Below are 24,145 nucleotides of genomic sequence, written 5' to 3'. Positions count from 1 at the left end.
ATCTCCTTAACCTTACAATGAAAATCTGAATGGGGGACGATATAAACCTTTTGCGGCCATAGATACTGTAGGGGATGTTTCCAATGCCCATCGGAAACCTTATATCCTCTTTTGAGTATTTCCACGTGATAAGGGGGTTTAACGATGGCGCTGATAGTGGTGACGGGAAGGGGCGGTGCAGGAAAGACCACAATGACCGCAAACCTCAGTACGTATCTCGCGATGAGGGAGTACCGTGTTCTGGCGGTTGATGGTGACCTTTACCTCCCGAATCTTGGCTTTCACTTTGCTCTTGACACCGTAAAGTACACCCTCCACTCTCTCCTGAGAAACCCGGATATCGACCCGGAGTGGGCGATATACAAGCACCCCCAGACCGGAGTTCATGTCATGCCCGGAAGCACCCAGCTCCAGGATGTCCTCGGGATCTCGCCCAAGAGGCTCGTCGACATACTGGAGAGGGTCAAATACAAGTTTGGCGTCGTCTTTGTGGACTCCCCCACGGGTATACCATTTGACACCCTCCCGACGTTTGAGGTCGCTAACTACCAGCTGATTGTTGTTGAAATCGAGCGTTCGCCGATATATTCTTTCGAGACCATGGTGAAAAACGAGATTGAGAAGCTGAAAGTTCTGGGCGAGAGGTACAACCTAAATATTGGCGTTATACTGAACAAGGTGAGGGAATCTGCCGATGTCGTTGAGAAAATAGTGAACGCAGTGGAGAGCGACCTGGACGTTCCAGTCATTGGATGGGTTCCATTCGATTATAACGTTCCTGAGTCCATAAACAGGGGGGTTCCCATAGTCAGATACCTCCCTGAAAGCGATGCGGCGATAGCCCTTCGCGAAACGGGGGAGATACTTGAGGAATGGATATTCAGCTGATTTCTGGGGGTGTTGGTATGAACGTGGAAGAGCTTGTGGATAAGGTAGCCAGCGGAGAGATAAAGCTCCACCAGATCGAAAAATACACGGATGGCGATAAGAGACTCGCCACTGAAATAAGGAGAAAGGCACTTGAAAAGAAGCTTGGCGTCAGCCTTGAGAACATCGGCCACTACTCCATCGACCCCAACAGGTTGATAGGCAAGAACATCGAGAACATGATAGGCGTTGTCCAGATACCGATGGGCGTCGCTGGGCCGCTCAGGATTAACGGCGAGTACGCAAAGGGCGAGTTCTACATCCCGCTCGCGACCACCGAGGGCGCTCTCGTTGCTTCAGTAAACAGGGGCTGTTCAGCTTTAACTGCCGCAGGGGGTGTCAAGACGACCATAATTGACGACAAGATGACCCGCGCGCCCCTCCTCAAGTGTCCCGACGCGAGGAGGGCGAGGGAAGTTGCCGAGTGGGTCAAGGCCAACATCGACTACCTCCAGGAAACGGCTGTCAGCAAGGTCACCAGACACGGAAAGCTAAGGGACGTTAAGCCCTACATCGTCGGCAACAACCTCTACCTCCGCTTCGAGTTCGAGACCGGCGATGCCATGGGCATGAACATGGTGACGATATCGAGCGAGGAGATAATGAAGGTCATCGAGGAGCACTTCCCCGATGTGAGGTACCTCGCCCTCTCAGGCAACCTCTGCGTCGATAAGAAGCCCAACGCCATGAACTTCATCAACGGCCGCGGAAAGACCGTTATTGCCGAGGCCATAATTCCGCGCGAGATAGTCGAGAAGAAGCTTAAGACGACGCCGGAGCTCATAGCCGAGGTCAACTACAGGAAAAACCTCGTTGGTTCAGCCCAAGCTGGTTCCTACGGCTTCAACGCCCACTTTGCCAACATAGTCGGTGCTATTTTCCTTGCCACAGGTCAGGACGAGGCCCAGATCACCGAGGGCTCGCACGGCATAACCCTCGCCGAGGTCACCCCCGAGGGAGACCTCTACATTAGCGTCACCATGCCGAGCCTTGAGATAGGTACTGTAGGCGGCGGAACGAGGGTTCCCACGCAGAGGGAGGCTCTGAGTATAATGGGCGTTGCAGGCGGCGGCGACCCGCCGGGAACGAACGCCAGGAAGTTCGCGGAGATAATAGCCGGTGCCGTCCTCGCTGGGGAACTCTCCCTCCTGGCGGCAATAGCGGCGAAGCACCTGGCAAAGGCCCACGCCGAGCTGGGGCGTTAGCTCCTTTTCTCCTCTTCCATTCTAACCTTGATAACAAAGATCTTTGTTGGCTGTTCCGCGGTTGATACAACCTCCACCCCCTTAAAATAGAGCAACGAAAACGGATAATCGAGTATCATGAATAGGACGACCGTCAGAATGAGCATGATGATGAACTGAACCCAGTAGCTCTCAAAGTCCATTACTGAGGACAGGAAGAGGCTCCCGAAGAAGCTGGTGAGGAAGTTCAGCGTGGAGCGGTGTTTGTGCCTCGCTCCGCCGACCTTTCCCTCGTGTATAACCCGCAGAAGTGCGGCCAATCCCTCTTTTTTCCGAATCATGAAGGCTATGTCGAACTCAAGCCCTGGAACATCTTTGAGGTTTATCGGAACGTTCGACTCGAGCAGGTAGAACGCACGACTAAGCCCGTCTTTCAGCTCCAATACTCCTAAAAATTCGCCCTTTTCGTAAAAGGGCTCCGCCACTGCCGTCAGCAGGTATGGGTCAGGGTCGACAAGCCTGTTGTAGCGTATTCCCTTGGAGTTGAGAAGTCTCTCTGTCCTCTTTATGCATTCTGATAGGAGATCACATCTGACCCGTGCATACTTAACGGGTTTCTTTGAGCTTTTCCATATGTGAAGAACTCTCCTGAACCTCTCTACTATGTCCATCGTAATGAATACCATTTTTAGAGTTTAAAAATTTCATCCTGACTGATGATTTGGGGGTTATCATTGTATATTGCACATAATGGAAGATATTATCATCTTCCCAAACTAATTATGGCGTAGCAGTTGCAGATGATAACCCCTGTTGAAGTATTTTGAAATATTTTTATGGCATCGAGGCTATCTGAATCCATTCCCCGCTGTGCATTCGGCAATATAAGAGAATCAAAGAAAAGTTAATTTAGGAAGTTGCCGGATACGTATATGGTAGTTTCCAATGATCCAGGTTGAAATAGATGGGCACGCCTGCAAATCGATGTTCGTGACATCAACTTCCAAGCTGTTCGAGCTGCTGTTTGAGGACGTGGTTATTCAGTCCCCTGCGTACAAGAGCTTTCTCGTCGATAGTGGCCTTTATATCGTTGATTCCCATGGGACAAAGCTTCTGCGAATGGAGTGCCCGAAGGGAAAAGGGGCCCTCCTGGACGAGCTCTACTACATGGACATAACACCTGAAACCGTTATTGAGACGTATCTCACCGCCCTCTTCAACCTTCTTGATCTGATAAAAATTCGCGAAAAGCTGTTCCCGGAGTACTACGTGCTCGATAAGGTGGTGCAGCCCACAAAGATCGAGATCAAAGACCATCCCGCAGGCTTCAGAAAAGGCACCTTCACGCTCATCGATGAGATAATAGCCAGAAACTACCGGCGGATTAAAATAGGAACTCCCCGAAAGCTCGCCAGGGTACGTTATGACCCGCTGGACGCTTTTGGTGCCCGGGTGCTCGCCAACACGATCCTGCTGTTTGATAAGAAAGATTTCAGGGAGCTGGCCTTTCTCCACTTTAAAGACCACAGGATAGCAAGAACGCTCTACACCCATTCGACGGACTCATACCTCAACAGTGCGTTTTTTGGCTATCTGAAATTCAAAGTCCGCAAGTTCCTGGGGGTTTAATGAAAAAAGAGAGGCCTCAGGGAGCGGCCTCCTGAATCTTTTTCCTCACGAGCGAGCTGACGAGCTTTCCGTCCGCCCTTCCGCGGAGCTTCGCCATCGCCCTGCCCATGATCATGCCCATCGCACCCATCCCCTTGGCCTTGATGACCTCAATGTTCGCCTGAATGACCTCGTCGATTATCCTCTCGACCTCTTCTTCGCTGAGGAGCGTCAGGCTCTTCTCTTCAGCGACCTGCTTTGCGGTCTTCTCGGGGCTCTTCGCCAGCTCCTTGAATATGTCCTCGAAGGCCTCCTTGGCTATCTTTCCGCTCAGATAGAGGTCAAAGGCCTCCCTGATGTGCTCGTCCCTGATGTTCTCTATAGGTACCTCCTTCTTGAGCCCCTTGAGAACCACCACGAGTATTGAAGCGGCTAAAGACGGCTTGACGCCTTTCTGTATGAGCTCCTCAAAGAGCTCATCGCGCTCGTCGTTCACGAGGGTCTCAGCAAGGCTTTTGTCTATCCCGTACTCCCTCACGTAGCGTTCAACCCTCTCCTGCGGGAGCTCGGGCAGATTTGCAAGTATCTCACTTTTCATCTCGTCCGTTATCAGTATCGGGGGTATATCTGTTTCAGGATACATTCTGGCTTTCCCCGGCAGGGGGCGCATGTACTGGGTGTTTCCGTCCGGCAGAGCCCTTCTCGTCTCCTCTGGCACACCTTCTATGGCCTCTCTCGCGCGCTGGAGAACCTCGCGGAGGGCACTCTTTGCGGTTTCCTCCTCCGCGGCAACGAGAACGAAGGCGTCAAGCTCACCAAGGCCAAGCCTCTCAACGACAGCCTTGACCTCTTCTTCCCTAATTCCATAATTCGGTAATTCATCGATGTGGAATATGCCCTTCACGTACTTCTTGGCCCTGTCGGCCATCTCGGTGCCAAGTCTCCTTCCGGGCTGTATCTCCCTACCTATAAGCCCGCGGAACTTGGGGAGTTTTATTGCCAGAACCTTTCCGCCCCTCTTTATCGTCCTCGCTATTATCTTCGAGCCGGTGTTTTCAAATATATCAGTGACGTCGTGGAACTCCTCCCCTATGTCCTCGGGCTTGACCCCGCGCTTCTTCAGCTCGTCCCTTATCGCGAGCAGGTTGAGCTGCCTCTCAATCTCGCGCTCAATGATGACCGGTATCATGTCCAGCTCCTGCACACCTTTGATTTCGACCCTTGCGCCGCCCTTGATGGAGACGTTCAGATCCTGCCTGATGGTTCCGAGACCGCGCTTGACCTTTCTCGTTGCCCTCAGCGCGTCGCCTATGTACTTGGCCACCACCTTCGCCTGCTCGGGGTGGTGTATGTCCGGGGTTGTTGCTATCTCAACGAGAGGGATTCCGAGGCGGTCGAGGCGGTATATTACCTCCTTATCCCGTCTCTCGACGATTCTGCATGCGTCCTCCTCCAGGCAGATCGTCGGAATGCCGACGCTTCCCCATGGCGTATCAACCCTTCCGTTCATGGCTATTATCGCGGTTCTCTGGAAGCCGGAAACGTTTGAGCCGTCTATGACTATCTTGCGCATGAAGTGGACCTCGTCAACCGGGGTGGCGTTGAGGAGATAGCTTATCTGGAGGGAAACCTTAAGTGCCTCCTCGTCCGGCATGTGGGGAGGTTCTTCGTCCATGTAAACGAGGTCGGTAAGTCCGTAGTTTCCTTCATAAACATATGTCCTGCCCTTCTTGAATTCCTCAAGCGCGGCCGGGTCTACCTCCCCGAGTTCGCTTATAGTTGGTCTGAGCCTGCGCTGGAATGTGAAGTCAACCTCGTCGCTGAACTCACTTGGGACGGGTGAGAACAGCTTTTTGGTATCCAGTTGCCTGTGGATTTCAAGGCCAACCTTGAGACCGAGCTTTTCGTAATCGTACGCCATCATCATCACCTCAGGAAAGTGTCAAATCTGGTGTAGGGCGTTATCTCGCCGGCATAGTTGGTCAGCATCATTTCGCGGACTTCCTTCGGGTCGTCAGTGTGGCCGAGAACCCACATGAGTTTAACATAGGCAGTCTCAGGGAGCATGTCCTCGCATGGTATGACGCCCGCCTTGAGAAGCCTCCTGCCGGTGGAGTAAACGTTGAGGTTCACCCTGCCGTAGAGGCACTGGCTGGTCATGCAGACTGTGAGGCCTTCATCAGTGGCGCGTTTTATGGAGTCTATGAGATAGGTCGGAACGTGGCCCAGTCCTGTACCCTCGATGACGATTCCCCTGTATCCCTTATCAACAAAGAAGTCTATGACCTCCGGCTGGATTCCCGGGAACGCTTTAACGAGGGCTACGCGCTCCTCCATCTCGTCGTCCACCCAGACCTCGCTCTCGGTTCTCTTCCTGTAGTCGCTCCTGAGGAACTCGATTTTACCTTCAGGCCATATCCTCGCGAGAGGGATGTCGTTTATACTCCTGAATGCATCGCGCCTGCTAGTGTGCATCTTCCTTGCCTTGGTTCCGCGGTGGGCCAGGCAGTAGGTATCGCCGGTCTCGCCATGCATGACGATGGCAACCTCTCCGAAGTCGGCAGTCGCCATCCTGACGGAACAGATGAGGTTCATCGCCGCATCGCTGCTCGGCCTGTCTGAGCTCCTCTGGGAGCCGACGAGAATAACCGGCTTGCCCAGGTCGCGGAGCATGAAGCTGAGCGCCGAGGCGGTGTAGGCCATCGTGTCCGTTCCGTGGGCGATGACTACGCCGTCCTCACCGTTGTTCAGCATTTCCGCTACTTCGTGGGCTATTTTGATCCAGTATTCCGGGCGCATGTCCTCGCTCATTATGTTGAAGAGGAGCTTCGGCGTTATGTTGGCTATTTCAAATATCTCGGGAACGGCCTTGGCGAGCTCCTCAGCGGTGAAGGCCGCATGAACGGCACCCGTTTTGTAGTCAATCCTGCTCGCTATGGTTCCGCCGGTTCCTATTATCGCGACGCTTGGAAGTCCCGGTTTCTTGGGGAAGACCTCCTCGAACTTCAGCTCTTCCCGGGGAGCGGCCTTTTCTATGATTTCAACTGAAACTATCTGGTCAACCAGTATTCCGATGTTGTATCCGTTGTCGAGCTTTAGCGTGAGGGTCTCGCCGCTGGAGAGCTCGTAGGGGTTCATGACGATGCCCTCATAGACGCTCGTGTTTCCGTTCTCCTTTTCGATTATCCGGACGTAATCTCCGACCTCTAGATTCTTATCCTTCATAAACCTCTCAACTTTGCGCATAGCTCTCCCTCCGGGGAATAGTGCGTTCAATCCAATATAAACCTTCGGGCTGGACAAGTGACAAAACCCGGCAGGATTTTTCCGTGGATCTCGCCGGAATGACAACTATCTAGCCTCGATCTTAAACCTTGGCTCCTCTATCCACTCCGACTTGCACCTCGGACAGCGGGAGGGAACGTGGATTTCGGGCCTGAAAACGAAGCCGCACTTCCTGCACTCGGCGGGCTTTATGAGAAGCACCTTTCCCTCACGCTTTAGAGTTCTCTGAATGGCCTTCAAATCCTCGATGATGACCTTCTTTGCCCCCCTGCCTTTCAGTTCGAGGGCCAATGCAAGCTCCCCCGGCGAGTAGTCCCTCTCCTCCAAAAGCTTTATTATGCGCTGTCTACGAGTCATCATCGCGAGAAGCTTTGACTGGCGAGATATAAATCTTAGGGTGGGAGTATGATAATCGAGAACGCCGAAAGGGTGCTTGAGTCTCACAGGCTCTGTGACCACTGCCTGGGAAGGCTCTTCGCAAAGCTTGGCAGGGGGACGAACGAGGAGCGCGGAAGAGCGATAAGGTTTGTTCTCAACATGGAGCGCTCTGCCAAAGGGCTGCCACCGATTGAAGAGCCTGAAACGTGCGAGCTGTGCGGCAACGTTTTTGATAAAATCCCTGAGCTCGTTGGAGACATGAAAAAAGTAGCCGAAGATATCGAGTTTGAGACCTTCCTCGTCGGTTCCCGCTTTCCGGGGAAAGTACGCGAGAGGGAAGAGGCCATCTGGAAGGAGTTTGGGATAGGGACTTATGAGCCCATAAACCGCGAGTTCAACCGCGAGCTTGGGAAGGCCTTTGGTTTGGCCGCCGGGAGGGACACCGCCAAAAACCCGGACCTCGTTTTCATAGTTGAGCCTTACTCCGGAAAAATCGAACTCCAGATAAACCCTCTCCACATTTACGGCCGCTACCGGAAGCTCCTGCGCGGCATTCCGCAGACACCGTTGCCTGACTTCGAAGACAGCGTCGCATCAATAATCTGCCGTGCGTTTTCAAGGGCATCCGGCGGAAAGTGTGTCTTTAAAGGGGCGGGAAGGGAAGACGTTGACGTTCGGATGCTCGGAAACGGGAGGCCATTCATAGTTGAAATCAAGCGTCCCAAACGAAGGAGACTCGACCTCGACGCGATAGCGAGGGAAATAAACGCGAGCGGAAAGGTAGAGGTTCTGAACCTGCGCTTCGTTTCACCGAAAGATGCTGAGGAAGTTCTCACCCGGAATCACCGCAAGGAATACCTTGCCCTCGTCCGTGTTGACGAGGGGGTAACACCCGGGGAAGCTGAACGTATTGCCCGGGAGCTTGGAGGCCTTGAAATTCATCAGCGGACTCCCTGGCGCGTGAGAAAGGCTAGAGCGGACAGGGTCAGGGTCAAGAGGGTTCACGAGGCTGAGGCAAGGTGGCTGGATGAGAACCACTTTGAGCTCCGGCTCGTCACTGACGGGGGTCTCTACATCAAGGAGCTTATATCCGGAGACAAGGGCAGAACAAAGCCCTCTGTGAGTGACCTCCTCGGAAAGTCGGCGTGGTGTGAAAGACTGGACGTGCTGAACATTCTTGACGACTGAAAACTTTATAAACGGTTCTCTCCGATTGGATAGCGAAGCCATAACAGGCTTAGTTGATATGCTGAAAAGGTTCGAAAAGCTGGATACGTCTTTGCGTCCGTTGCGCGATGGATAAAAATCCGTGAGGTGGTAGGAATGGTCAAAAAGGCCCACAGCTTTAGGAGGAAGACCCGCGGGAAGCTCAGCAAGAGCCCCAGGAGAAGGGGGCTTCCGCCTCTCACCAGATTCCTTCAGGAGTTTGAGACCGGGCAGAAGGTTCACATAGTTATCGAGCCGAGCTACCACAGGGGAATGCCCGACCCGAGGTTCCACGGAAGAACCGGGACTGTAGTTGGTAAGCGCGGCGATGCCTACATCGTCCAGATTAAGGAGGGAGGAAAGGTTAAGACATTCTTCATTCACCCGGTCCACCTCAGGGCCCAGAAGGGATGAGCATGATTGGGAGGAAAAAACTGGAGGAGCGGTACCTTACGGTAGCCGAAACCAAGGAGCTCCTCGAAAGGCGCAAGGCCGAGGGTATGGAGGAGAACCCTGAGGAGCCGATGTTTTACGAGGCCAGGATCAGCCTTGAGCATGCCGAGCGCTTTGCCAAGCTTAAACCCGAGCAGGCGGTTGAGCTGAAGGAAAGGCTCATGGAGCTCTTCGAGTGGATGGACGAGAGGCTCGCCGCGAAGCTCGTTGACCTGATGCCCGAGGACTACTTTGACATACGGGTGATCTTCAGCAAGGAGGACTACATGCCCACCAAAGAGGAAGCCGGGGAGATAATAAGGCTCCTCGACGACTACAGGGAGTGACCTCTTCTTTTCCTTTTCCTAGACAAAGTATAAAAACTCCTTGGGGGTATAATTTCTGGGGGAGAGACTATGGATAGGTACCGGAGACATTCTTACAGGGAAAGCCTCGAAAAGAAGAGGCGGAATGTTGAGTATGAGGAGTATGCCTACGTGCTGGACTATCTGCCGGAGGGATACACTGATTTAAGCACCGGAAGGAGAAGCGGGAAGCCCGTGGCGCAGGTTATAGGTGAAAAGGCTTTCACACTCCTTGAGGTTGCTCCCAAGGAGGACCTCATGCTCTATGAAAGGGTTTTCATCGGTAAGGGGCAGAGGGATAAGATTCTCATGATAAACAGAAAGATCCACTACGATGACCTCACTGCCACCGCTAAAGCCGAACTGCCGTACGTTGTTGAGGAGATAGTCAAGAATAATGAGGAGCGCTTTATCCAGTTCTTCAACGTCGCTCCCCCCATAACCAACAGACTCCACAGTCTAGAACTGCTTCCGGGCATAGGGAAGAAGCACATGTGGGAAATACTCGACGAGCGCAAAAAGGAACCATTCAAAAGCTTCGAGGATCTCCGTCACCGTGTCAAGGGTCTCCCGGATCCGGCGAAAATGATAGCCAAGAGAGTCGTCGATGAACTCGAAGGTAAGGACAGATACAGACTCTTCGTCGGTTCAAGGAGGATATTCCGCGTATGAGAGAGCGCCTTTTTTCCCTTATTTCCAAGTACAATCTGAAGGCCAACTCCGACCTCGGTCAGAACTTTCTGGTAGTTCAGGATATAATCGAAAGGAACGTTGAAAGGGCGGAACTGGACGAAAAAGACCGCGTTCTCGAAATTGGCCCGGGTCTCGGAGTTCTCACCGATGCTCTGAGCAGACACGCCGGAAAAGTTTCCGCCATTGAAAAAGACCATCGCCTCGTTGAGATACTAAGGAAAGAGTATGACTGGCCGAACGTCGAGATAATAGAGGGCGATGCATTGAGGGTCGAGTTCCCCGAGTTTAACAAGATAGTTTCAAACCTCCCGTACCAGATTTCGTCCCCCATAACATTCCGCTTTTTGAGGTATGAATTTGAACGGGCGGTTCTCATATACCAGCTGGAGTTCGCCCAGAGAATGGTGGCAAAGCCAGGTGATAGAAATTACTCCCGCCTGTCTCTTATGATTCGGGCAAAGGCCCACGCTGAGCTTGTGGAGAAGATCGGTAGAGGGGCCTTCTGGCCCAGACCGAAGGTGGACTCTGCAGTTGTGATACTGGAACCCAAGCCTCCGGATGAGAGAATAGAACTCAACGAAAACCTGGTAAGGGCACTTTTCCAGCACCGTCGGAGTACAGTTCTGGCGGCTCTGAAGAAGTCCCATCACATGCTGGGTCTGAGCAGAGAGGAATTCAAAAAGGTTAAGGGTGCGTTTTCGGGGATGCCTCATGCTGAGAAGCGCGTCTTTCAGCTATCTCCCGAGGAAGTCAGGGACATTGAGGAGTTCTTGAGGGCAGAGGGGTTCCTTAAGTAGTCATCCCGACGGTTCCTCTCCGAACAGGGTGGCGTATAAACGGCGTAGTTTCTGATAGTGTCCGTTTTCTATATTGGCCAGCCATACGAGGGTTGCTTTAGAGTCTTCGTCCACGGCTTTATCCGAGAGGTATCTGTACACATCGTGGGCGAGACGTTCGGTTCCCATAAGGTATTCTAGGATGTCTTTTACGTCTCCTCGATATACCATGCCCCTCAGCTGTTCCTCAGAGAGCTCCACTTCCAAGGCAGGGAGGCTAATTTTCGGGGGCTTCTTGCCAGGGAACATCTCATGGAACATCCTGAGTAGCGTTTCTGCATGTCCAAGGCTTTCCTTGTAAAGCTGGTAAAAAAGTTTTGAAACACGTTCATCCCAGTTTACCTCTTTGCTTAGCTGGTATAATTTGTAATACATTTCAGCCTCTTTGACTTCCTGCTCCATCCAATATGAAAGAAGTTCCATGTGGTTGAGTTTGGAAATTGCTTCCAGTATTTTTTTAAACCTGGCCTTTTCCCCTTCAGTTCTATATCGAACTTTCCCCATACAGTTCCCCATAAATACTTGGGGCACTAGGACGTTTATACCTTTCGCCAGCGATTCTTTTTTAAGATAATCCGAGAAGTCCAGACCATGATAATAGCTATCATCGATGGCTACACCGACGAGCCCGCTGGGCTGGGTGTTCCCCCGTATCTGGGTATATATCCCCGCTATGCTTACGGCGCCATCAAGAAGGCCAGACATGACGCTCAAGTGTTTTATCTGACCATAGATGACCTCAGGGCAACGTTTGGGGGGGAGGAGGGAGTAGCCACCAAGAATAAAACTCCAAACTTCCCTGAGACGAGGAGAATACTAGAAAAGGCCGACGTTCTCGTTTACATAGGTGGGCTCCACACTCCGGGCAAATATCTCTCCGCGGTGCCGTCGCAGGTGGAGGAGGTTGCGAGGTTTCTTAAACCTTTCACAGGTATTAAGATACTCGGTGGGCCCGCTTTCATGGGCTCCGCGCACGGCGGCGGCACAAAGGTTGGTTCCCGTGAGCTGATGCTGGCCAGTGCGGTTTTTGACCATGTCGTCTACGGGGATTTGGAGGCGTTTCTCCACGACTTCATCAAGGATCCAAATGAGGCAGACCCCTTCCGTTTTAGGACTTATGATGAACTGCGGGACTACGCCCTCCTCGGTGCCGAAGTCGTTAGACAGTTTCCGGATTACCCCGATTTCGTTATAGTTGAGATTGAGACCCAGCGCGGGTGTCCAAAGGCGGCTGGAATTGGTGGATGCTCATTCTGCACCGAACCGGTGAGGTATAGCTCGATCGAGGACAGACCCATAGAAGATATAGTGGACGAGGTCGAAGTCCTTTACAGGCTGGGTGTTAAGCACTTCCGTGTTGGACGGCAGAGCTGTATATTCTCTTACATGGCGGAGCCGAACGGCCGCGTTCCGATTCCAAATCCCGAGGCGATTGAGAAACTCTTTGCTGGAATCCGTTCCGCCGCACCCGGCGTCAAAACCCTCCATGTAGACAACGCCAATCCAGCGGTTATAGCCAACTATCCGGAGGATGCCATCAGGATAGCAAAGGCCCTGATAAAATACGGGACTCCAGGTAACGTGGTTGCCTTCGGTCTCGAAAGTGCCGACCCGAAAGTGGCCAGGCTGAACAACCTAAACGCGACCGCTGAAGAAACCTATGAAGCCGTCAGGATACTCAACGAGGTCGGCGGAAGAAGAGGGCCAAACGGGATGCCGTGGCTTCTTCCCGGAATAAACATCCTCTTTGGTCTGCCGGGGGAGACCAAGAGGAGCTATGAGCTGACGTTCCAGTTCCTGAAGCGCATACTGGACGATGGCCTAATGGTTAGGCGCATAAACATCCGGCAGGTTGTCGTGTTCCCCGGCACGCCGCTGTGGCATCTAAAAGGTAAGCTCAAGACTGAGAAGCACAAAAAGCTCATCCAGCACTACAAGTATAAAATACGGCATGAGATAGACCTCCCAATGCTGAAGCGCGTCGTCCCCGTTGGTACGGTGCTTCGGGATGTCCGTGCCGAAGTGTTTGACAATGGGCTCACCTACGGGAGGCAGATAGGAAGCTATCCCCTGGTAGTTGGCATTCCCAAGAAGGTTGAACTGGACAGATTTTACGACGTTTTAATAGTCGACCATGGATTCAGGAGCATAACCGGAATCCCCGTGCCGGTGAATGTGAATACTGAATCCTCAAAGGTTCTCCAGTATCTCCCAGGTGTTGGGAAGAGAAACGTCGTGGGAATACTCTCCAGGAGGCCGTTTAGGAGCAAAGATGAGTTTTTTGATGTTGTGGGGAAGGAGAAAAGGGAGATGCTGGAGGATATAATCACCCTGTAGTGGTCGTGCCGTTCTGGGGCCATGAGAACCTGATGATGTTCTCGATAAGGATGACCTCTGCCCTCAGTGCCTCGTCTGTGGTTCCCTCTATCACGAGCACGCCCCTGCGAGGGGCAAATATCCTGTTTTCCTTGGCACCTTCTGCAGGGCCGATAAGGATAACGGCGAGGTGGTTCTCGTTCCCTATTTTACCGCGACCGATGTCCACCTTGGTCCAGAAGTTCAGGTAGACTTTTCTGTATCTGAGCCACGTCTGGTTAAAGGCATACTGTTTGGCAGTGGCGTTGTCGTATCCCAGCTGGAGTCCTTTGAGGTAGTAGTTCGTTGTAAATATGTTGGAGACCACTCCGGATATCTCCGAAACGGCGAGGGTTCTATACCTGCAGTCTCCCACGTACAGCTGGGGGGAGTCCTTGCAGTTGGTTACAGAGGGGTCTCCCATCACGATCGTGAAGTATTTGTAGAAGCTCCTGACTGTCAGGTTGAGGTCGACCTCGGGGCTACCCGTGATATAGCTGTCCACCGTGATGTTGAAAAGCTTTGAGCCTGCCGGGGGTTTTGTACCCTCCTCAATCAGCTTCTGGTACTGCTCCGCAGTCAGGGCATAGAACTGACCTGAGGGAGTGTATATCATTACGTAGTGGGTTGAGGCTTTCGGTACTCCTGGGTTAATCACTCCGCTGAAGCTGTGGTACGAGTAAAGCACGTAGCTGATTGGAGCCACGACCACTATAAGGACTATAAGAACCGCTATGAGTCTCTTTTGATCCAATGCTAAAACCCCCAGAAAAGGGAATTAAAATAGAAGGGAAGGGCCTCAGAGGCCAGCGAGGTACTCCATAAGGGCCTCAGCGGCCGCCTTGGTCTCGTCCCTGGTGGCACCAGCGACGATAACGACGTCGTAGCCGCCAAGGGCGCCCTGTATGTACTCGATGTCACCTGGGCTGTTGTACCAGTCGACCTGGCTTATGCCCTGGTCAACGAGGTACTTTGTAACGCTGTTGGCAACGGGACCGCCGATGAGGATGAGGTTGCTTCCCGGGTCGTCCATGTTGACCTCGTAGTCCATGATGGTTATCGGCTGGGCGACCGGCTTGATCATGGTGACGTCGCCGTAGATGCCCTCGACGTAGTAGTCGGTGTCGAGGACCTGGTCGCCAGCGGCGAGCTCCTTCTCGACGACGGTGCCCTGCTTCTCCTTGAGCCAGATGTGGGCATAGGCGACGACGCGGTCAACGTCGTCGATGGTGCCGTTGCCGTCGATGTCGTATCCAACGTCCTTCTCGTTGAGGGTCTTGAGCTGGAAGTGGTACCAGAGGTCGTAGGTGCCGAAGATGTCGACCGGGTTGCCCTCAAGGGTGTCCTTGTTGGTGAGGGTGATGTTGGTGATGTACCAGGTGCCGCTAACGTTGGCGGTGCTGATGGTCATCTCCCAGGTCTTGCCGTCGTAGGTTATGGTGTCGGCGCTCTGGTAGGTCTTGACGTCAACCTGGGCCTCGATGCTGGCGATGAGGTGGCCGTCGATACCGACGAAGGTGTCCCTGAGGGTGAGGATAACGCTTCCGTCGCCGAAGACGTCAACGGCCGAGTCCTTGGTGAGGATGAGCTGGTCGCTCTCCTGGCCGGTGACGGCGTTCTTGACGACGACGAGGGCCCTCTGGTCGATGATGCTTATGTCGAGGACGGTGACTATCCAGTCGGTGCCCTCGATGGCCTGCGGCTGGCCGACCTGGTACCAGGCGGTACCCTTGTCGAGACCAGCGGTGAACTGGCCGTTGTCGACGCTGAGGACGTAGTAGGTCTCGCCGAAGACAGTGAAGGTGTCACCGGCACCGACGCCCTCGCTGTAGGTGCTGACGATGGTTCCACCGTCGGCGGCAACGTTCTCGGCGTCGCCAATGTAGTAGTTGGTAACGTTCTGGTAGTCAGCCGGAACGCCCCACTCGGGGTACTCGTCCCTGACCTGCTCGGTGGTGGTCACACTGTAGTTGTAGAGCTTGTAGTCAACGAAGACGGTGACGTTGCCCGGAGTAACGACGAGGTCAGCGTCCTTGGGCGGCCTGGTCTCGTCCCAGGTGCTCGGGTCCTTGGACTTGAGGCCTATCTTGCTGAGGGTGATGTGCCAGTCGATGAGCTGCTCGTCGTTGATCTTGTCCCTGTCGGCAAGGGTGGTGGTGACGGTGAACCAGTCCTTCCACTGGGCGTAGGTGTCAACGTAGGCAGCGCCGTTCCACCAGTAGTCGCCCGGAAGCTCCTCGTACTTGGTGGCCCAGTTCTCGCTACCGTTGATGGTGAGGCCGTGGTCAACGGTCATGGTGTCGTAGTTGTAGGCGTAGATTGTCCACTCGGCAACGGTGGCCGGCGGGTACTCGGCCTTAACCTTGACGTAGCCGTTCTGAACCTCGGCCTGCTCGGTGGTGTAGAGCAGGCTGCCGAGGGCAACGGCAATGTCGGCGGCGCTGGCAACGTCCATAGCAGCAGCGGTACTTCCAACAACGATTTTAACGTTCGGGGTTCCATCGGCGTTAACGAAGAAGTCCTTCGGTATGTTCGGAACGGTCGGCTGAGCGCTGGCAAAGCCCATGGTGGCTCCAACCATTGCGGCACCAATTGCAAGGGCCGCGATCTTCTTCACTTTCATTTCCCAACACCTCCTTAACTTTGGGCTTACGCCCTAGGATGGTCTAATATGCATTGTCAATGACTTTCTACCCGGTTAGGGTATATATACTTTTCGCTTTCAGACCCTTTCTCTGCTTAAAAAAAGCTCGCTCATTGCCGTAAAAATGAAAGGGAGCTTAATTAAATGCCTATAGGCTTTTCGCCTTTTGCCGATAATATCATGGGTTCAATTTGAACTCCGTGTTCTTCTTCTCCATGAGCTGCCTCTTCACAGGCCTTGTAACTAGCTCGTTAACGAAGCCACCAAGGTCAGTTAATGTGTTTTGGAGCTCGTTGGCCGTGATGTCTATAATCTCCGGCTCCAGTATTGAGATGGCAACGGGGGCGTACTTTGCGGTCAGCTGAACAAGCGTTTCAAACGGTGAAAGAAGCTCGGCCGCGAGAAGACCTTTGAACTCCTCCCCCTCAATCTGCCCCTGGACGACAAGCTTGTTTATCCTGCACCCTTCTATCGACAGTGCCTTGGCCATTGTTGTCTTTATGCCCTCTTCGTTCTCCCCGAAGACCTCAACAACGAAGCGGTAGAGAATGTTCCTGTCTTCAACGATCAGCTCTTCAATCTCCTCCCTGGAGTAGCCTATCTTCGGCTCAGGAATGTCGTCGAGCTTGGGATAAACTGCCAGACCGCCGAACTGCTTCATGAGCTTCCCCATAAACAGCGAGATCTCCCCGAGGGTCTTCATGAGGTCTTTTGACTCGATCTCCAGCTTTCCGGGTCTCAGAACTTCCACAACGGCTGGAGAGTACCGTAGGGTTAAACGGACTATATCTCCGAGCGTTCCTTCCAATCGGGCCTCTATGACTCCAGAATACTTAAGAAGCTCTTCCTCTGAGCTCTCCATGACCTCTTCGAGATTTACGTACTTAATTCTGACATCCTTTTCATTCTGGAGGTTTTTGGCAGTCTCCTCCAGAGCCCTTTCTAAAACTTTCTTGTCGTTACCTATGCCTTCGATGTAAAAAATAACCTCAATCTCAGCCAATTTCACCACCACATCCAGTTATATCGCTTCTTTTGATACGTACCCACTATGGGGATGGGTTCACCGCAGTATTCGCACCTTCCCCCTTTCACATGGTACTCGGTGATTTTGAATCCCCAGCGGACTATTAAAGGTTTGCCACAGCCGGGACAGTAGGTGTTCTCGCCCTCATGGCCAGGGACGTTGCCGACGTAGACAAACTTGAGCCCCTCCTCTTTAGCGAGGCGATAAGCTCTTTCAACAGTCTCAACGGGAGTTGGGGGTAAATGACTCAGCCTGTAGTGGGGGAAGAACCTGGAGAAGTGAACGGGGGTATCGTCGCCGAGGTTTTCAATCACCCAGCGGACAAATGCCCTAATCTCATCTTCCCCATCGTTCAACGTCGGGATTATCAGGTACGTTAGCTCAACGTGGATTCCAAACTCCTTTTTGGCTATCTCTGCGGTTCTCCTGCTCGGTTCACCGCCCGGGACGCCTGCTATCTTCATGTAAAACCTATCGCTGAAGGCTTTGATATCGATGTTCATGGCGTCCACATATGGAGCGAGCTCCCTAAAGGGCTCCTCGTTTATGTAGCCGTTTGTTATCAGCAGGTTGTGTATCCCCTCCCTTTTGGCCAGCTTGGCCGCCTCAAGGACGAACTCGTACCAAATGACCGGTTCGTTGTATGTGTAGGCTATGCTCTCACACCCGTATTTTTTAGCAAGGGCAACTATTCCTTCTGGTGTAGCCTCGTGGAGGTACGGGAAGTCCTCATCCGCCTGGCTTATCTCCCAGTTCTGGCAGTGCCTGCAGTGCATGTTGCACCCTACGGAGCTTATGGAAAGGGCACAGGAACCCGGCCAGAAGTGGAAGAGGGGCTTCTTTTCGACGGGGTCTGTTCCTATGGCCGATACTTTGCCGTAGTTGAGCGTGTATAACTTACCGTTGATGTTTTTTCTCACCCTGCAGGAGCCGCGCTGACCTTCATCTATTATGCAGTTGAGGGGGCACAGTCTGCACCTTACCCTTCCTCCCTCAAGCGGCTCCCAGTACATGGCCTCCCGCATAGGTCTCACCAGAGGGTAGTAGGCTCACTTCCGTTTAAGTTTTTGGTACCTTTCGTAGTACTCCCCCATTGTCAGGAACTCTGCCCCCTCTCTCTTGTAGTAGTCTATCAGCCTCCCGAGGAGCCCAAGTGCCCTATCTCCCGTGTTGAACCTGCAGTCCCACCGTATCCTTTCCCTCTGCATGGGGACGAACTCCCACGGGTGGGCAAAGTAGACTCGGGGCTCTCTCAGGCGGGGGTGAATAATCCTTTGAATCCTCCAGGGGAGCCGTATGACGGAGGAAGTGGTTGAAGCGGGGACCTCAAGGATCTCCCCAAAGAACCGCACACCCTGGCGGTAGCCCTTGTAAGTTGCCTTTGACGAGTCCACCAGGATGCCGTTTTTTGCCAGTATATCATAATAGTAATTAGGAAACTGAAGGTTGGGGGCACGAAATGAGACCACGTCCCCGAACTTACGCAGTACCTTAAGGGACTTTTCAATGGCCTTTTCACCCTCGTCCCTTGTGAGCCTGTCCAGCCGCTCGTGGTTGTAGTTGTGACTCCCCAGCTCATGTCCCTCATCGATGACACGCCTGACCAGTCCGGGAAAGCGCCTTGCCATCTCCGCGGTGAAGAAGAACGTGGCTTTTACCCCTTTCTCCGCCATTAGGTCGAGGAGCTTTGGGAGTCCTTTCTCCATTCCTCTCGTGGTCGTGAGATACGGAGGGCAGTCATGCTCCACATCGAAGGTTATTGAGACTATCATGAATCGATCCCCCGGACCAGCTTGTAGAGGACGTACCTCCTGTCAACCTCGTCCCTCATATCGATTGTGCGTTTGTATATCCTGAGGAGCTTGCCCAAAACAACGTCCCATGAAAACTCCTTCTCTGCACGTTTGCGTGCTTCCCTGCCCATCGCTATAAGCCCCTCCCTGTCCAGAAACGCGGTGGCAAGGTTCTCCATCATACCCTCCTCGCTCTCTGCTAAAAGGCCGGTAACCCCGTTGACTATCATGTCCGAAAGACCGCTTTCGTTTCTCCCGATTACAGGCCTTCCGGTTGACATGGCCTCCAGCCCAACTACCGGAAAGGCTTCGAGTATTCCGGGCATCAGCACCATGTCCGCGGCCCAGTAAAGGGGCAGAAGCCGTCCTCTCTCGATAAAGCTGTAGAGTTCGGTTATTTCGCCGATGCCGGTCTCACGCAGATTTTTCTCAAGGAGAGGACGCATAGGCCCGTCACCTATCATGACGAGCCTTACACTTCTCTTGGGGAGACCGCTCTTCTTTAGGGCCCCCTTTATCATGAGCGGTATCCTGTGTGCCTGCTTTCTCTCGGTCATCCTGCCCAGATACAGAACTACGATTTCGTCTCTGACGCCGAGGCTCTTTCTGGCATTCTCCCTCTCCTCAGGTTCTGGAGGACGCCATTTTCTGGTGTCTATCCCGTTGGGCACCACAACTACTGGACGCCCTTGGAGTTTTTCTCCGAGCAGGTTCCGCGTGTCTTCGGCCACTGGAGTGCTGACGGCTATGAATGTGTCTATCCTTTTGAGGTGGTGCCTAACAAAGGCCCCAATGAGGAAGTCAAGGGGTGGGTTCCCATAGAACGAATGGTTTGTGGCCACAACGGGAACGTTCCGTATTCCCCGGGATATCTTGGACACGGCAATCGCAAAGGGAGAGTATATACTGTGGACGTGGGTTATATCAAAGCCTATTTCCTTGTAGAGTTCATTTACCCTCCAGAACTGTGTAAAGCCCACACTGGAGTGATAACTGCGGAAATACAGGGTTGCAGGAAACCTGAGTACTGGATAGGGAAAGCTGTCGATATATGGTTTCATGTATCTGTAATCGTGGGTCAGGACGTAGGGCTCATGCCCCATGCGGATGAGATTGCGGGCGAGTTCATCGATGTGAGACTCTATTCCTCCGATTTTAGGATAGAACCAGTCACTTGCTATTGCGATTTTAAGGCCTTCCATATTTCGACCCCTCCGGACGTCAGGAGCACCGCTAGTCCCACTAGACTGCTGGCAACGTACGATACAAAGCGCTCTAGGAGGGTTATTGAAACCGCGAGCGCCGTAGGAATTCCAAAGTAAGTGAGTGTTCCCACAAGACCCCCTTCTATTATTCCAACACCGCCGGGAGTAAAGGCTATCAGACCGAACAGGAGATTGGCTATTGAAACCACCGCTATGAGGGTCCAGGCCAAGTTCAGGCCAAAGGCGAGTGTTATGAGCTTTAGCCTGACTACATCAAGGAGCCAGACTGTAGAGCTGAGCAGAACCGCAATAATGTTGAGACTGTGCATGTTTTTAAGGGCTGTTATCTTTTTCATCTCCTCCGGGGTCACGGGGGTTCTGAACAGGCGGAGTGAGAGACTGACGAAGGAGTCCCATTTAATCCAGATCAAGGATATTCCCGCCATCCCAAGAATCACAAAGGTGACCGGCTCTTCCGATGAGAAGTATGCCATTCCAGTGAGGAAGAGTGCAAACACCGGGATCGTCTCAAGTATGCGCTCGTAGATTATGCTGACCGCCGAGATTCCAGCGGGGATGTTAGCTTTTTTAGACACCCACGCCATCCGGAGCAGTTCTCCGCCGCTCCTGCTCATTGGAGTAACGTTGTTCATGAAAATCGAGGCAAGGATTGCCTTGACAAGTTCGTGAAGAGGGGCGTCCCTACCGATACCCCTCAGAACGAGCTTCCAGCGGATGCCGTAGAGAACGACACTCACATAATATGTGAGGAACGCCAGAGTCAGATACTTAATGGAAGCGGTTCCTACGACTGAGAGATACTGCCGTGCCGATGTTGCGATACTCTCAAGCATAGTCACAACCTGCCTTAAGTCCGGTTTGACATTTTAAAACGTTATCGGAACAAAGTTCTATATGTCCCATACACCTTCCTGTTAAGATGCTCCCATCCAAGGAGGGGCATCTCCCTTCTTTTTCCACCGATGGTAATGTATACACCGTTTCCTTTTTCGATGCGTCCTATTACTGTGAACTCTACCCGAAGGCTCTCTGCCACCTCCTCGGGTATTGTGAAGACGAGTTCGAACTCCTCACCGCTGGCGAGAGCCATCTCAACGGCACTTATTCCGAGCGCCCGGGCGGCTTCGACAGCTTCCTTTCTCACGGGGAGCCTCTCGGCATCGACTTCTATCCTTACACCGCTCATCCTTGCCAGGAGGTGAAGTTCTTTGGAGAGTCCATCGCTGATGTCTATTGCGGCGTTTGCATAGCCGCTCAGTTCAGTACCCTCGGCAACCCGCGCCCTGGGTTCGAGGAGCTTCTCATAGAGGGACCTCCTTATTCTTCCGGGCACATCAACCCCATGCTTCCAGAGGAGGAGCCCCGCAAGAGCCCGTCCTATATCACCGGTTACACAGACGAGGTCTCCAGGCCTCGCTCCGCTCCTTCTGAGAAGTCTCCCCGTTCTCCCGAGGGCTATCCCGTCTATTATCAAATCGTCTGCCTCGTTGGTATCGGCGCTCAGGACGGGAAGGTTGTAGAATTCGAGGGCATCTCCAATTCCCCTTGCAACCCCATCCAGATAGTCCATATCGATGTCCCCGGGGACTCCAAGGGAAAAGAGGAACCCCACCGGTCTCGCACCCATGGCGGCGACATCGCTGACGTTCATGGTAACGGCCTTAAACCCGACCTGTTCTGGCGTCATTATATCCGGCACGTCCGTTTTTCTCACGAGCATATCGTTCGTCGCTACGAGCCACTCGTTTCCAAGCTTAATCGCCCCCGCGTCGTCACCCAGAGGTAAATCCCCCTGGATTTTGAGGTGCTTCATAAAGAGCTCGATTATCTCCCTCTCCACCGTTATCCCCACTCCCAGTTAGGTCCTGGGATTTAAAGCCTTCGCCAAGCTTTTATGCCATTGACCCCAATGTAGTCTTGTGGTGGATATGAAGGAGCTTAGGTACAATCCACTGACCGGTCAGTGGGTCATGGTCTCCGCTGTGAGGAAGAAACGCCCTTGGAGGCCGAGGGACTTCTGCCCTTTTTGTCCAGGGAGAGAGGAGACCGGCTACGGGTGGGAGGTTCTTCTGCTTCCAAACAGGTTCCCTATGCTGTCCTTTGATGCCCCTCGGCCAGAGCGCGATGGGTTCTACAGGAAAGCCCGGGCTCTCGGCCAGTGTAGCGTGATAGTCGAAACGCCCGAGCACGACGTTAGAGACTTAGACGGGCTTTCCCTGGATGCCATTACCAAGGTTGTTGAATTATGGAAAAACGTAACCGCAGAACTGAAGAGAAATCCCAGCGTTGCCTACCTCTCAATCTTCAGGAACAAGGGTGAGGAAATCGGTGTTAGCCTGACCCACCCCCACGGCCAGCTCTACGCGACACCGTTCATACCGCTCAAGGTTCGTCTCAAAATCAAGAACTCCAGGGAATACTTCAAACACACCGGTGAGTGTCTCTTCTGCAGGATTCTGAGAGAGGAGCTAAAAGGTGAGAGGGCGATATACGAGAACGGAAGCTTTGCAGTCTTCCTGCCCTTCTTCGCGAACTGGCCCTTTGAAGTCCACATCTACCCCAAAAGGCACCTTCAGTGGCTCACCCAGCTGACGGAGGAAGAGCTCACGGATTTGGCCGACGCGCTCAGGACTGCGACCGGAACCCTCAACACGGTCCTGGCGAGGGACATGCCTTATACGATGATGGTCTATCAGGCACCGTTCAAGGGAACCTACGACTTCTACCACCTCCACATCGAGTTCTACCCAATCCTGAGGGGAAACGGCAGAATCAAGTACGCCGCGGGAATAGAAATGGGAACCTGGGACTTCACCTACGACGGGATTCCTGAGGAGAATGCAGAAAAGCTAAAAGAGGCCTGTAAGAAGGCAGTGAAAAGAATCGGGGCAAAGGGAAGGTGCTTCACTTAACCTTCCGACTTCCTTCGAGGAACTTCATGAGGCTCGTCTGCTTCGGCCGGTATTCCTCCGTTGGAACTTCGACCTCAAGGGCTTCGAGGTCTTCTATTCTGGCATTTCTTATCTCTTCCGGCAGTCTTATCTCTCCGTATTTTCCTCCGCCTCCTGGAAGTACTATCAGTTTGCCCTCCCTGTAGGCCCAGATGGCCTTTGCGACCTCCTCGTGGACCTCCGCCAGACCCTCAAGCGGGACATCGACGAGAACCCTTATCTCGCTCCCGAACTCCCTCAAAAAGCGCTCCCAGATAACCCTTACAGCCTTTGTCTCGACTCCTTTTCCAATAACCATTGCGATTATCTCAGCGAGTGGCGCCAAGCGGAGGTATGGGGGCCTATCCCTTGGCCTCTCCTCAGTGTCGGCCAGCTCAATGATCCTGTCGTGAACGCCCTTCTTTATCCTGCCGCCGCACTTCGGGCACTTCCACCTGAACGCCCTTGCCTCCTCCGGCGAGTACTTTGCGTAACAGCGGGAGCAGGCGGTAAGGTGGTACTTGCCCAGTCTCGGGTCAAGGCCGGCGTTGAGGACGATTTTTCTACCTCCTCTCTTCAGGATCGCCTTCCGTATCTCCTCAAAGGTTGCATCTTTGACCTCAAAGCGGTTGAACTCCCTCCCGAGGCGGTGGGGCATCGGTGAGTGGGCGTCGCTGTTGCTGAGGTAAGTCAGCGGGTGGTGGGCCTTTATCCTGTCGGCCATCTCGCTGTCGGCTGAGAGGCCGAGCTCAAGAAAATGAACCTTTGCCCCCTGGTATGCCTCCTTGAGGCTGTTGTACTCTTTGTAAAGGGCCGTCCAGGGCGTGAATGCATGCGCCGGCCCTATCAGGACGCCGAGCTCGTTCGCTACCTCGGCTATCTCTGCCGCGGAAAGGTTAACCCTCGGCCTTCCTTCGGCCTCTATATCCCCTGAATACTCCCTCAGCTCCTCTCTCATCTCCCGGACGGTTGAGATGCTCGGAAAAATCAGGACGTGGTGCACCCTCCGCCTGTCCTCAACTTCAGCGGTTAGGAGAAAGCGGATTCCGTTCCTCTCGTAGGTTCCCTCATCAACCTTCTCGGTGTACCTTAACAGTTCCTCTTCCCACTTCGGATTAAGTATGTCTCCCGTTCCGACTATTCCAAGGCCCTTGAATCTGGCGTTCTCGGCGAGGTTTGGAACCGTCATGGATTTTGAGACTGCCTTAGAGTAGCGGGAATGTATGTGAAGATCGGCATCCACACGCATGGTATCA

At 53.3% G+C, this 24,145-nt stretch carries 24 protein-coding genes; 10 read left to right on the top strand and 14 right to left on the bottom strand.

Going from position 1 to position 24,145, the window contains the following annotated elements:
- Positions 1-144: 144 nt before the first annotated feature.
- Both NUS69_RS04835 and hmgA read left to right on the top strand, forming a co-directional pair.
- The gene (locus NUS69_RS04835) at positions 145-888 is read left to right on the top strand and encodes a MinD/ParA family ATP-binding protein (protein WP_258084664.1); all 744 of its coding nucleotides are present in this window, start codon (positions 145-147) and stop codon (positions 886-888) included.
- A gap of 17 nt (positions 889-905) precedes the next feature.
- Positions 906-2,132, top strand: coding sequence for a hydroxymethylglutaryl-CoA reductase (NADPH) (hmgA, locus tag NUS69_RS04830; RefSeq protein ID WP_258084663.1), 1,227 nt, complete (start codon positions 906-908; stop codon positions 2,130-2,132).
- Here hmgA and NUS69_RS04825 read toward each other — a convergent pair.
- A complete protein-coding gene (locus tag NUS69_RS04825) occupies positions 2,129-2,782 on the bottom strand; it encodes a hypothetical protein (RefSeq protein ID WP_258084662.1) in 654 nt (217 codons plus the stop codon). The two genes, hmgA and NUS69_RS04825, sit on opposite strands and share 4 nt — an antisense overlap.
- 274 nt (positions 2,783-3,056) lie before the next feature.
- Between NUS69_RS04825 and NUS69_RS04820 the strand changes: the two genes are divergently transcribed.
- Positions 3,057-3,740, top strand: coding sequence for a hypothetical protein (locus NUS69_RS04820; protein WP_258084661.1), 684 nt, complete (start codon positions 3,057-3,059; stop codon positions 3,738-3,740).
- A gap of 16 nt (positions 3,741-3,756) precedes the next feature.
- Here the strand turns inward: NUS69_RS04820 and gatE are convergent, their stop codons facing one another.
- From gatE to NUS69_RS04805, 3 genes are all read right to left on the bottom strand, one after another.
- Positions 3,757-5,646, bottom strand: a complete 1,890-nt coding sequence (gene gatE, locus NUS69_RS04815; protein WP_258084660.1) for a Glu-tRNA(Gln) amidotransferase subunit GatE — start codon at positions 5,644-5,646, stop codon at positions 3,757-3,759.
- Positions 5,646-6,965: a Glu-tRNA(Gln) amidotransferase subunit GatD gene (gene gatD / locus NUS69_RS04810; RefSeq protein ID WP_258084659.1), complete on the bottom strand. Its 1,320-nt coding sequence runs from the start codon at positions 6,963-6,965 to the stop codon at positions 5,646-5,648. The genes gatE and gatD overlap by 1 nt, the downstream gene beginning before the upstream one ends.
- Before the next feature lie 105 nt (positions 6,966-7,070).
- Positions 7,071-7,364 carry a transcriptional regulator gene (locus NUS69_RS04805; protein ID WP_258084658.1) on the bottom strand — a complete coding sequence of 98 codons (294 nt, stop codon included), beginning with the start codon at positions 7,362-7,364 and terminating at the stop codon, positions 7,071-7,073.
- A gap of 45 nt (positions 7,365-7,409) precedes the next feature.
- Between NUS69_RS04805 and NUS69_RS04800 the strand changes: the two genes are divergently transcribed.
- From NUS69_RS04800 to rsmA, 5 genes are all read left to right on the top strand, one after another.
- Entirely contained in the window at positions 7,410-8,570 is a 1,161-nt protein-coding gene (locus NUS69_RS04800) for a tRNA pseudouridine(54/55) synthase Pus10 (RefSeq protein ID WP_258084657.1), read from the top strand.
- Positions 8,571-8,705: 135 nt separating this feature from the next.
- Positions 8,706-9,002 (top strand): 50S ribosomal protein L21e, encoded by a 297-nt coding sequence (locus tag NUS69_RS04795; protein WP_258084656.1) that lies wholly within the window; start codon positions 8,706-8,708, stop codon positions 9,000-9,002.
- 2 nt (positions 9,003-9,004) lie between these two features.
- Positions 9,005-9,367, top strand: a complete 363-nt coding sequence (locus NUS69_RS04790; protein WP_258084958.1) for an RNA polymerase Rpb4 family protein — start codon at positions 9,005-9,007, stop codon at positions 9,365-9,367.
- A gap of 69 nt (positions 9,368-9,436) precedes the next feature.
- Positions 9,437-10,057, top strand: a complete 621-nt coding sequence (locus NUS69_RS04785; RefSeq protein WP_258084655.1) for a DUF655 domain-containing protein — start codon at positions 9,437-9,439, stop codon at positions 10,055-10,057.
- Positions 10,054-10,875, top strand: coding sequence for a 16S rRNA (adenine(1518)-N(6)/adenine(1519)-N(6))-dimethyltransferase RsmA (gene rsmA, locus NUS69_RS04780; protein ID WP_258084654.1), 822 nt, complete (start codon positions 10,054-10,056; stop codon positions 10,873-10,875). The genes NUS69_RS04785 and rsmA overlap by 4 nt, the downstream gene beginning before the upstream one ends.
- Here the strand turns inward: rsmA and NUS69_RS04775 are convergent, their stop codons facing one another.
- Positions 10,876-11,430 carry a ferritin-like domain-containing protein gene (locus tag NUS69_RS04775; protein WP_258084653.1) on the bottom strand — a complete coding sequence of 185 codons (555 nt, stop codon included), beginning with the start codon at positions 11,428-11,430 and terminating at the stop codon, positions 10,876-10,878. It lies immediately after the preceding gene.
- 75 nt (positions 11,431-11,505) lie between these two features.
- Between NUS69_RS04775 and NUS69_RS04770 the strand changes: the two genes are divergently transcribed.
- Positions 11,506-13,251, top strand: a complete 1,746-nt coding sequence (locus NUS69_RS04770; RefSeq protein WP_258084652.1) for a radical SAM protein — start codon at positions 11,506-11,508, stop codon at positions 13,249-13,251.
- Here the strand turns inward: NUS69_RS04770 and NUS69_RS04765 are convergent.
- From NUS69_RS04765 to NUS69_RS04730, 8 genes are all read right to left on the bottom strand, one after another.
- Complete coding sequence (locus NUS69_RS04765) at positions 13,241-14,023, bottom strand: hypothetical protein (RefSeq protein ID WP_258084651.1); 783 nt, start codon at positions 14,021-14,023, stop codon at positions 13,241-13,243. The genes NUS69_RS04770 and NUS69_RS04765 overlap by 11 nt on opposite strands.
- A gap of 45 nt (positions 14,024-14,068) precedes the next feature.
- Positions 14,069-15,892 carry an S-layer protein gene (locus tag NUS69_RS04760; protein ID WP_258084650.1) on the bottom strand — a complete coding sequence of 608 codons (1,824 nt, stop codon included), beginning with the start codon at positions 15,890-15,892 and terminating at the stop codon, positions 14,069-14,071.
- Between the two features lie 199 nt (positions 15,893-16,091).
- A complete protein-coding gene (locus NUS69_RS04755) occupies positions 16,092-16,916 on the bottom strand; it encodes a hypothetical protein (protein ID WP_258084649.1) in 825 nt (274 codons plus the stop codon).
- A gap of 2 nt (positions 16,917-16,918) precedes the next feature.
- On the bottom strand, positions 16,919-17,965 hold the full coding sequence (amrS, locus tag NUS69_RS04750) for an AmmeMemoRadiSam system radical SAM enzyme (protein ID WP_258084957.1): 1,047 nt from the start codon (positions 17,963-17,965) through the stop codon (positions 16,919-16,921).
- A gap of 24 nt (positions 17,966-17,989) precedes the next feature.
- Positions 17,990-18,712, bottom strand: a complete 723-nt coding sequence (locus NUS69_RS04745) for a polysaccharide deacetylase family protein (RefSeq protein WP_258084648.1) — start codon at positions 18,710-18,712, stop codon at positions 17,990-17,992.
- Positions 18,709-19,935 carry a glycosyltransferase family 4 protein gene (locus NUS69_RS04740; protein ID WP_258084647.1) on the bottom strand — a complete coding sequence of 409 codons (1,227 nt, stop codon included), beginning with the start codon at positions 19,933-19,935 and terminating at the stop codon, positions 18,709-18,711. Before NUS69_RS04740 ends, NUS69_RS04745 begins: the two co-directional genes overlap by 4 nt.
- Positions 19,911-20,792 (bottom strand): lysylphosphatidylglycerol synthase transmembrane domain-containing protein, encoded by an 882-nt coding sequence (locus NUS69_RS04735; protein WP_258084956.1) that lies wholly within the window; start codon positions 20,790-20,792, stop codon positions 19,911-19,913. Before NUS69_RS04735 ends, NUS69_RS04740 begins: the two co-directional genes overlap by 25 nt.
- A gap of 41 nt (positions 20,793-20,833) precedes the next feature.
- Positions 20,834-21,799, bottom strand: coding sequence for a thiamine-phosphate kinase (locus tag NUS69_RS04730; RefSeq protein WP_258084955.1), 966 nt, complete (start codon positions 21,797-21,799; stop codon positions 20,834-20,836).
- Positions 21,800-21,887: 88 nt separating this feature from the next.
- Between NUS69_RS04730 and galT the strand changes: the two genes are divergently transcribed.
- On the top strand, positions 21,888-22,871 hold the full coding sequence (galT, locus tag NUS69_RS04725) for a galactose-1-phosphate uridylyltransferase (protein ID WP_258084954.1): 984 nt from the start codon (positions 21,888-21,890) through the stop codon (positions 22,869-22,871).
- Here galT and NUS69_RS04720 read toward each other — a convergent pair.
- Positions 22,864-24,138, bottom strand: coding sequence for a TIGR00375 family protein (locus NUS69_RS04720; RefSeq protein ID WP_258084646.1), 1,275 nt, complete (start codon positions 24,136-24,138; stop codon positions 22,864-22,866). The two genes, galT and NUS69_RS04720, sit on opposite strands and share 8 nt — an antisense overlap.
- Between the last annotated feature and the right edge of the window lie 7 nt (positions 24,139-24,145).

The organism is Thermococcus thermotolerans (genome assembly GCF_024707485.1).
Taxonomy (GTDB): domain Archaea; phylum Methanobacteriota_B; class Thermococci; order Thermococcales; family Thermococcaceae; genus Thermococcus; species Thermococcus thermotolerans.
This window is presented reverse-complemented; position numbering and strand designations above follow the sequence as displayed.